Here is a 7,896-nt window from a genome sequence, read left to right on the forward strand (position 1 = left end):
ATGACGACCGCTGAGGCCACTGCAGCGGTGCACGGCGGACCGGCTCCGGACCCTGCCCGCCGGTCGGGCACCTCGCTCCCGGCAGGTCCGACCCCAGCCCTCGAGCGCGCCACCACCCCACTCCGGATCGAGTCCCGTGGCAGCCGAGCGGCCAAGCGGTGCTTCGACCTGCTCATCGGCATCCCGCTGCTCATGCTCTCGCTGCCCCTGCTCGCCGTGCTCGTCGTGGCGGTGCGGCTGAGCACACCGGGGCCGGCGCTGTTTCGCCAGCGACGCCCCGGACGAGGCGGTGAGACCTTCACGATCTACAAGCTCCGCACCATGCGGGTCGACGCGGAAGACGTCCTGTTCGCCGATCCGGCCCTCTACGAGGAGTTCGTGGCCAGCGGCTACAAGCTGCCACTCGACCGAGACCCCCGGGTCACGCCCGTCGGTCGGTTCCTGCGCCGCACCAGCCTCGACGAGCTGCCACAGCTCATCAACGTCGTGCTCGGGACCATGAGCCTGGTGGGGCCACGCCCGGTTCTGCTCGATCAGGCCGAAGCCCTCTACGGCGACGACATCGAGCTGTACTTCGCGGTCAAGCCGGGCATGACCGGCCTGTGGCAGGTGAGCGGACGCAGCTCGCTCACCCACGAGGAGCGCGCGGAGCTCGACCGGCAGTATGTACGCTGCTGGACGCCCGCGCTCGACGTGGTGCTGCTGGCCCGTACGGTGCCAGCGGTGCTCGCTGCTCGCGGCGCCTACTGAGCACACCGCTCCCGCATGAACGACCATCCGCGCCCGCCGCGCATCCTGCACGTCGCCCAGCCCACCATCGCCGGTGTGGCGGTGTTCGTGCGCAACGTGGCCCGCCACCAGCACCGCATCGGCTGGGAGGTCACCGTCGCCTGCCCGTCCGACGGCTGGCTCTCCTCGGAGCTGCGGGCCGAAGGCGTGGACGTCGCCACCTGGGAAGCCACCCGCAACCCCGGCCCGAGCCTGCTCGCCGAGGTGCGACACCTCACGCCCATCATCCGCGAGGTGGCGCCCGACCTCGTCTACCTGCACTCGGCCAAGGCCGGCCTCGCCGGGCGGCTGGCGGTGCGCCGACGGATCCCCACCCTGTTCGAACCCAACGCCTGGTCGTTCCACCCCTCCGGGCCGTTCCGACCGCTGGCCCGGATCTGGGAACGGGTGGCGTCGCGGTGGGTGGACCTGTTCGTCATGGTGAGCGAGACCGAGGCCGCCCAAGGCCGGGAAGTCGGCGTGCGCGGCCACTACGTGACCATCCCCCACGGGGTCGACCCCGAGGCGTTCCCGTTCAGCGACGCCACGGCACGCGCCCAGGCCCGTCACGATCTCGGGCTGCCCGACACGCCGATCGCGGTGTGCGTCGGCCGGCTGTGCGAACAGAAGGGCCAGGACCTGCTCTTCGACGCCTGGCCCCGGGTGCTCGATCGGGTGCCCGATGCGCAGCTGGTGCTGGTCGGTGACGGACCGGACGGCCCCGCGCTGCGGGCGGCAGCACCGCCGCAGGTGTTCTTCGCCGGTGATCGCGCCGACGTCCACCGCTGGCTCACCGCCGCCGATGTCGCCGCGGTGTCGTCCCGATGGGAGGCGGGCATCAGCTTCGCCACCATCGAAGCATGGTCCACCGGCCGCCCCGTGGTCACCTTCGACATGTCGGGCATGGGCACCCATATCCGCGACTGCGGCGCGGCGGTGCCGCTGGGTGACACCACCCGCTTCGCCGAGGAGCTGGCGGTGCGTCTCGACGATCCCGTGCGCTGCGAGCAGGAAGGACTCGCCGGACGCCGGCGAGTGGAGCGCGAGCTGTCCGAGCAGCGCTCCGTGGAGGCGGTGACCGCCGCCGCGCAGCGCCTCCTGGAGGAGCGACGGAGTGGGGCGAGGTGAGCACCCCGTCGAACGACGCCGGCCCCACGTTCCTCGTCATCGGGGCGGCGCGGAGCGGCACGACGTTGCTCTGCCACGTGCTGAACCGCCACCCCGACGTCTTCCTCACCGACCCGAAGGAACCCCACTTCCTGGCCTTCGCCGGCCAGCGCCTCGACTTCCAGGGTCCGGGCGACGCCGATTCGATCAACCGCTTCGCCGTCACCGACGAGGCGAGATGGCGGGCGCTCTTCGAGCCGGGAGCGGGCCACCTCCAGCGCGGCGAGGGGTCGGTGTCGACGCTCTACCACCCCGAGGCCGCGATCGGGAACATCCGGCGCTGCTGCCCCGAGGTGAAGCTGATCGCGCTGCTCCGCGACCCGGTGGAACGGGCCTTCTCCGCCTACAGCTACCTGGTCGGCCGGGGATGGGAGACGGAGAGCTTCGAGCGGGCGCTGGAGCTCGAGGAGCAGCGCCGGGCGAGCGGCTGGCATCACCTGTGGCACTACACCCGCATGGGCTTCTACGCCCGCCAGCTCGCGCCGTTCCTCGACGCGTTCGGTCGGGATCGGCTGCTCGTCATCGGCTATGAGGACCTGGTGGCACAGCCCGCCACCGGACTCGGTGAGGTCTTCGCGTTCCTGGGGCTGGACCAGCGCGGCATCGAGGATCTCGGTGCGGAAGTCAACGTCAGCGGCCGGCCGCAGAGCCGGGCCCTCACCGGGGCCATGAACTGGCTGCGCCGCCACGAAGGCCCCCGTGCGCTGGTGCGCACGGTCGTGCCGTTCAGGTTGCGCGAGTGGGTCCGCCGCACGAACCTCGAGCGGATGGACCTGCCCGGCGAGACCCGCCCCATGCTCGAGGCGCTGTACGCGCCGGAGCGCCGCGAGCTGGCCGAGCTCCTCGGTGAGGATGCCCCGTCGTGGGTGCATCGGCCGTGAGCAGCGCGCCGCCACCCGATTTCGTCATCGCCGGCGCGGCCAAGTCGGGGACCACCGCGCTCTACCAGTACCTCGCGGAGCACCCCCGGCTGTTCCTCACCGATCCCAAGGAGCCGCACTACTTCGCGCTGGCGGGCACCCGCCCGGCGTTCACCGGCCCGGGTGACGACCGGACCATCAACCGGCTGGCGGTCACCGACCGTGGGCGGTACCTCGCCCTGTACGAGGGAGCCGCTCCCGGCTCGCTGCGGGGAGAGGCGTCGGTGTCCACCCTCTACGACGAGGACGCGCCCCGGCGCCTGCACGAGCACAACCCCGCGGCCCGCGTCATTTGCATCCTGCGCGACCCCGCCGACCGTGCCTTCTCCGCCTACAGCTTCATGCGCACCCGGACCTTCGAGCCCTGTGAGCAGTTCGAGCAGGCCCTCGACGACGAGCCACGCCGGATCGCCGCCGGCTGGCACCACATCTGGCACTACCAGGCCATGGGGCGCTACGCCGAGCAGCTCGCACGGCTGTTCGAGGTGTTCCCCCGCGAGCAGGTGCTGGTGCTCCTCTACGAGGAGTTCGCGCGCCAGCCGCAGGCGGTGCTCGAGCGGACCTACCGCTTCCTCGGGGTCGAGCCGATCACCCCCACCGTCACCCCCGAACCGCACCGTTCGGGAGAGCCCCGCTTCAAAACCCTGAGCCGGGTGGTGAACACCCCGCACCCGGCCAAGCGGGTGCTCGGTCGCATCGTGCCATCGGGCGCCCGGGCCAAGCTCCGCTCCCTGGTGGGGCGCCACAACGTGGTGCGGGGCTCCTATGGAACCCAGACGAGAGAACGTCTCGTCGCCGGCTTCGCCGACGACATCGCCCGGCTGGAGACGCTCCTGGCAGTGGACCTGTCGACGTGGCGAACGATCGTGAGGGACGGCCCGCCGTGACCTCGGAGGCGGCGAACGTCCTGTTCACGCTCCGCCTGCCGGATCGCACCGGCGCGGCGCAGATGGCCTTGCAGGTATCCCGTGCCTTCCGCCGGCGTGGTCACGGGGTCACGCTGGTCCACGGGCCGCTCCCCCCGGAGGAGCCGTCGATCGTCCCCGACTTCTGCGAGATCGGCGCCACCACCGTCGAGGAGACGCGCCTGGACCGACCGTGGAGCCCGCTGCTCGTGTCCGATCTCGCGGGTCGGGCGAGGCGTGCCGGGGCGCGAGCGATCATCGGCGTGAACCAGCGCGACCGGCTCCCCGCGGTGCTGGCCGCGGCGCGGGCCAACATCCCCGCCGTCGTGATGGTGCAGAACCAGCACCACTTCTGGGGCAACGGGTTGATCTCCCGAGCCAAACGGGTCGCTTACCGACAGACGGTCGGGCGCTACACCACGCTGGCCGTGTGCACCTCGGAGGTGGTGAAGTCCCAGATCGTGCGCTTCGGGGTACCGGACGCGAAGACCGTGGTGCTGCCCAACGGCATCGAGCCCGCGCCGGCGCGCCCGCCCCTCGACCCCTGGCGCCGTCGCGAGCTGCTCGACGACCTGGGCCTCGACGACCGCCGGTTCGTGTTCGTGTCGGTCGGCCGCCTGGACCCGCAGAAGGGCCACGACCTGCTGATCGACGCCTTCGCACGCACCCCCGCCCTGGCCGAGCGGGTGCAACTGGCGATCGTCGGCGCGGGCGGCACCGGCGATCAGCTCCGGGCCCGCTGGCCGGACGAGCTGCGGGATCGAGTCCGCAACGCGGGGCTGGACACGACGATCCGCTTCCTCGGGTGGCGCAGCGACGTCGCCGACGTCCTGGCCGCCGCCGACGGGTACGTGCACGCCGCCCGCTGGGAGGGCCCGGCCCTGCCGCTGGCGGTGATGGAGGCCATGGCCGCGGGCCTTCCCACGATCTTCACCGACTGCTCCGGTCCGCCCCCGTGGTTCGAGGAGGGCCTGGACGGTCTCATGGTCCGCGCTGGCGACCCCGGCGCGCTGGCGCGGGCACTCGCTCGCGTGGCCGCCATGAGCGACGACGACCGCCGGGCCATGGGCGCGAGGGCCTCCGCGCTGATCCGCGAGCACTACGCGATCGACGACATCGCGGACCGCTTCGTGGAGCTGGTGGTGGGGACCTGGGCATGAGCACCGGCCGGATCGACCCCGAACAGCGGCGCGTGGCCGGGGGCGAGCGGAGCGATCACGTCGTGATGACCCTGCGGCGCCCGGACCGCACCGGCGCCGCCCGCATGGCCCTCGGCTACGCCCGGGCGCTGCTGCGAGCTGGCCACCGGGTGACCCTGCTGCACGGGGCCATGCCCGCCGACGCGCCCTCGATCATCGGCGACTTCGCCGAGGTGGGGGTGAGCACCGTGCCGTGCCGCCGCATGGAGCAACCGTGGAACCCGCTGCAGGCTCGCGACCTCGCTCGCCACGCGCAGGCCGCCGGGGCGTCCTGCATCATCGGCGTGAACCAGCGGGACCGGGTGCCGGCGCTGGTCGCGGCCCGGCGCCTCGGGGTGCCAGGCATCCTGATGGTCCAGAACCAGCACCGGTTTCACGGCCCGAAGCCGGTGGCGGCGCTCAAGCAGGCAGTCTACGGGCGCTCCGTCGCCCGGCTCACGACGCTGGCCGTGTGCACCTCCGAGGTGGTCCGCGGGGAGGTTCTCGCGCAGGGGGTGCCGCTCGATCGCACGGTCGTGCTCCCCAACGGCATCGACCTGGCGCCCTTCCGCCCAGCGCTGGCCGACGGGAAACGGGAACGTCTGCGCCACGAGCTCGGGGCGGACCCCGATCGCCTGCTGGTGCTCAGCGTGGGCCGTCTCGACCTCCAGAAGGGCCACGACATCCTTGTGGAAGCCCTCGCCGAGGCACCCGATCTGGCCGAGCGCCTGCAGGTGGTGATCGTCGGCGACGGTGGAGGACCCGACGCACCCCGACGCAACCAGGAGTTCGTCCGCTCGCTGCACGAGCGCGTCCGGCGGGCCGGCCTCGAGCGCACGGTGCGCTTCGCCGGCTGGCGCGACGACGTGCCCGACCTGCTGCGGGCCTCGGACGGCTACGTGCACGCCGCCCGCTGGGAGGGCTCCTCGCTGGCGGTGATGGAGGCCATGGCCGCGGGCTGCCCGGTGGTGTTCACCGACTGCAGTGGCGAACCACCCCACTACCGCGACGGCATCGACGGGATGATGGTCCGCACCGGTGATCCCGGCGCGCTGCGAGCAGGGCTGCGGCGGATGCTCTCGCTCGGCGCCGAGCAGCGGGCCCAGATGGGGGCGAGCGCGCGACGCCTGGCCTTCACCCACTTCGGGGTCGACGCGCTCGGTGACCGCTTCGCCGAACTGGTGACCGCGACGCTGCGGTGAATGCCAGGGTTGGTCCGGCGCCTCAGCCGGGCCCGTCGGCCGAGGGCGAGATCCCGGCCGGCGCCAGCAGGTTCCGTCTCGAGGGCAGGAACGGATGGGTCCAGATGCCCAGTTGGCGATGGGCGAGCCACCACAGCGCCACGAAGCTGCCGGCGGTGGTCGAGGCGGACGCGATGGCCAGGGCCTCCACCCCCCAGAGGCGGGCCGCCACGAGATCCGCGACCACCGACGATGCCAGTGAACCGACGCTGAACACCAGCATCAGGCGCTCGAAGCCGCACAGGTTCAACACGTTGCCGCTCAGCCCGAGGGCCACGATCACCAGCTGCCCGAGCGCCAGGGTCACGAGCAGCGGCGCCGCAGCCCGGTAGCTCTCGCCCAGCACCAGCGCCAGCATCGGACCGGCGAACAAGACGCAGATCAGTAGGGCGCCCGCCGAGGGGATCGTCACGATCGTGCCCGCTCGCCGCACCCGCCGCTCCAGCTCCTCCATCCGACCCAGCGCGTGCAGGGCCGGGATGGCCGCGAGCAGCGTGAACTGCGCGGCGGTGAGCGGAACCCGGACCACGTTCATCAGTCGCAGGGCCCCGGCGTAGAGACCGGTGTCGCCTTCGGACAGGGTCGCCCCCGCGATCCACAGGTCGACCTGGAGGCTGAGGAACAGCGCCACCTGGGTCACCATGAACGGGAAGCCGGCCCAGGCCAGGTGCTTCGGCGCGGCCGGAGGAGACGTGGTGGTCGTCCTCGGAGTCACCTCCCGGGCCCGGGCCAGGAACACCGCCACCGCGAGCGCGGCGGCCAGGGCGGCGGCGACCAGGTTCAACACCAGCGCAGCATCGGCTGTTCGAGGCCGGAACAACGACCACGCGCTCAACACCAGGAACCCGAGCGCCACCGCCGCGCCGCCGCTCGGCCCCGACGCCACGTTGGCGATCCGGTACTCGCCCAGCGCCCGGATGACATCGGCCAGCACGAGCAGCAGGCCCAGCACCAGCGCCAGGGCCGCCGTCAGCACCACCGTGCGACCCCAACCGATCACCACCGATCCGGTGAGCACCGTGCCGAGGACCCCGAGCGGAGCGACGAGCCCGAACGCCCCGAAGGCGGAGACGATCACCGAACGGGCCGCTCCCTGGTCCCCGTGCGCCAGCAGCGAGGCCACGTCCCGCAGCGCCGCCCGGTTCAACCCACCCGCCACCGCGATGGAGCCACCCACCGCGATGCTCGACGCCACCGAGAACCGACCGAACTCGTCGGTGCCCAACGAGCGGGCCAGCACCATGGCGATCGCCGTCGACGCGACGAGCCCCGCCACCCGCGAACCCAGCGCCCAGGTGGCCGGCGCGGTGCGACGAATCCCGCGGGCGAACCGACTGCGAACCGTCGCCGTCATGCCGGCGCCACCGGGGCGACGCCTGCCGGCGCCGCGGCACCGCCGTTGGTCGCTTCGTGGCCGCGCCTGGTCGCCCCCAGCACGGTCGACACGATCACCAGCGGGATGCACCAGCGCACCCACTCGAGGGGCGTCTCGACACCCACGCCGAGCTGGATCACCTGCAACGCGACCACGGCGGAGGTCACGAAGGCGAGGGGATGCTCACGGGACGAGCGCAACGCGAACCCGAGCATCCCCAACACCACCCCGGAGAGCACCCCGCCGAACCCGACGCCGAGGATGCCGAAGTTGAGGTACCACTCGCCCACCGCCCCCGGAGGCCAGCCGTTGACCGTGTCCGGCTCGTACACCCGCCGGAAC

At 72.5% G+C, this 7,896-nt stretch carries 7 protein-coding genes and 1 pseudogene; 6 read left to right on the forward strand and 2 right to left on the reverse strand.

Annotated elements, in window-relative coordinates:
- Genes V7004_RS06710 through V7004_RS06735 form a run of 6 tightly spaced genes read left to right on the forward strand, consistent with a single transcriptional unit; the run spans position 1 to position 6,140 of the window.
- Complete coding sequence (locus V7004_RS06710; RefSeq protein WP_334142920.1) at positions 1-750, forward strand: sugar transferase; 750 nt, start codon at positions 1-3, stop codon at positions 748-750.
- 15 nt (positions 751-765) lie between these two features.
- Positions 766-1,896 carry a glycosyltransferase gene (locus tag V7004_RS06715; protein WP_334142921.1) on the forward strand — a complete coding sequence of 377 codons (1,131 nt, stop codon included), beginning with the start codon at positions 766-768 and terminating at the stop codon, positions 1,894-1,896.
- A complete protein-coding gene (locus V7004_RS06720; RefSeq protein ID WP_334142922.1) occupies positions 1,893-2,816 on the forward strand; it encodes a sulfotransferase family protein in 924 nt (307 codons plus the stop codon). Before V7004_RS06715 ends, V7004_RS06720 begins: the two co-directional genes overlap by 4 nt.
- Positions 2,798-3,742 carry a sulfotransferase gene (locus V7004_RS06725; RefSeq protein WP_334142923.1) on the forward strand — a complete coding sequence of 315 codons (945 nt, stop codon included), beginning with the start codon at positions 2,798-2,800 and terminating at the stop codon, positions 3,740-3,742. Before V7004_RS06720 ends, V7004_RS06725 begins: the two co-directional genes overlap by 19 nt.
- Positions 3,739-4,920: a glycosyltransferase family 4 protein gene (locus tag V7004_RS06730; RefSeq protein ID WP_334142924.1), complete on the forward strand. Its 1,182-nt coding sequence runs from the start codon at positions 3,739-3,741 to the stop codon at positions 4,918-4,920. The genes V7004_RS06725 and V7004_RS06730 overlap by 4 nt, the downstream gene beginning before the upstream one ends.
- A complete protein-coding gene (locus V7004_RS06735; protein ID WP_334142925.1) occupies positions 4,917-6,140 on the forward strand; it encodes a glycosyltransferase family 4 protein in 1,224 nt (407 codons plus the stop codon). Before V7004_RS06730 ends, V7004_RS06735 begins: the two co-directional genes overlap by 4 nt.
- A gap of 22 nt (positions 6,141-6,162) precedes the next feature.
- Here the strand turns inward: V7004_RS06735 and V7004_RS06740 are convergent, their stop codons facing one another.
- Positions 6,163-7,455 carry a lipopolysaccharide biosynthesis protein gene (locus tag V7004_RS06740; protein WP_334142926.1) on the reverse strand — a complete coding sequence of 431 codons (1,293 nt, stop codon included), beginning with the start codon at positions 7,453-7,455 and terminating at the stop codon, positions 6,163-6,165.
- Positions 7,456-7,529: 74 nt separating this feature from the next.
- Positions 7,530-7,896, reverse strand: a pseudogene (locus V7004_RS06745) (hypothetical protein); the annotation flags it as partial.

Source organism: Rhabdothermincola sp., from assembly GCF_036846205.1.
GTDB lineage: Bacteria > Actinomycetota > Acidimicrobiia > Acidimicrobiales > Acidimicrobilacustridaceae > Rhabdothermincola.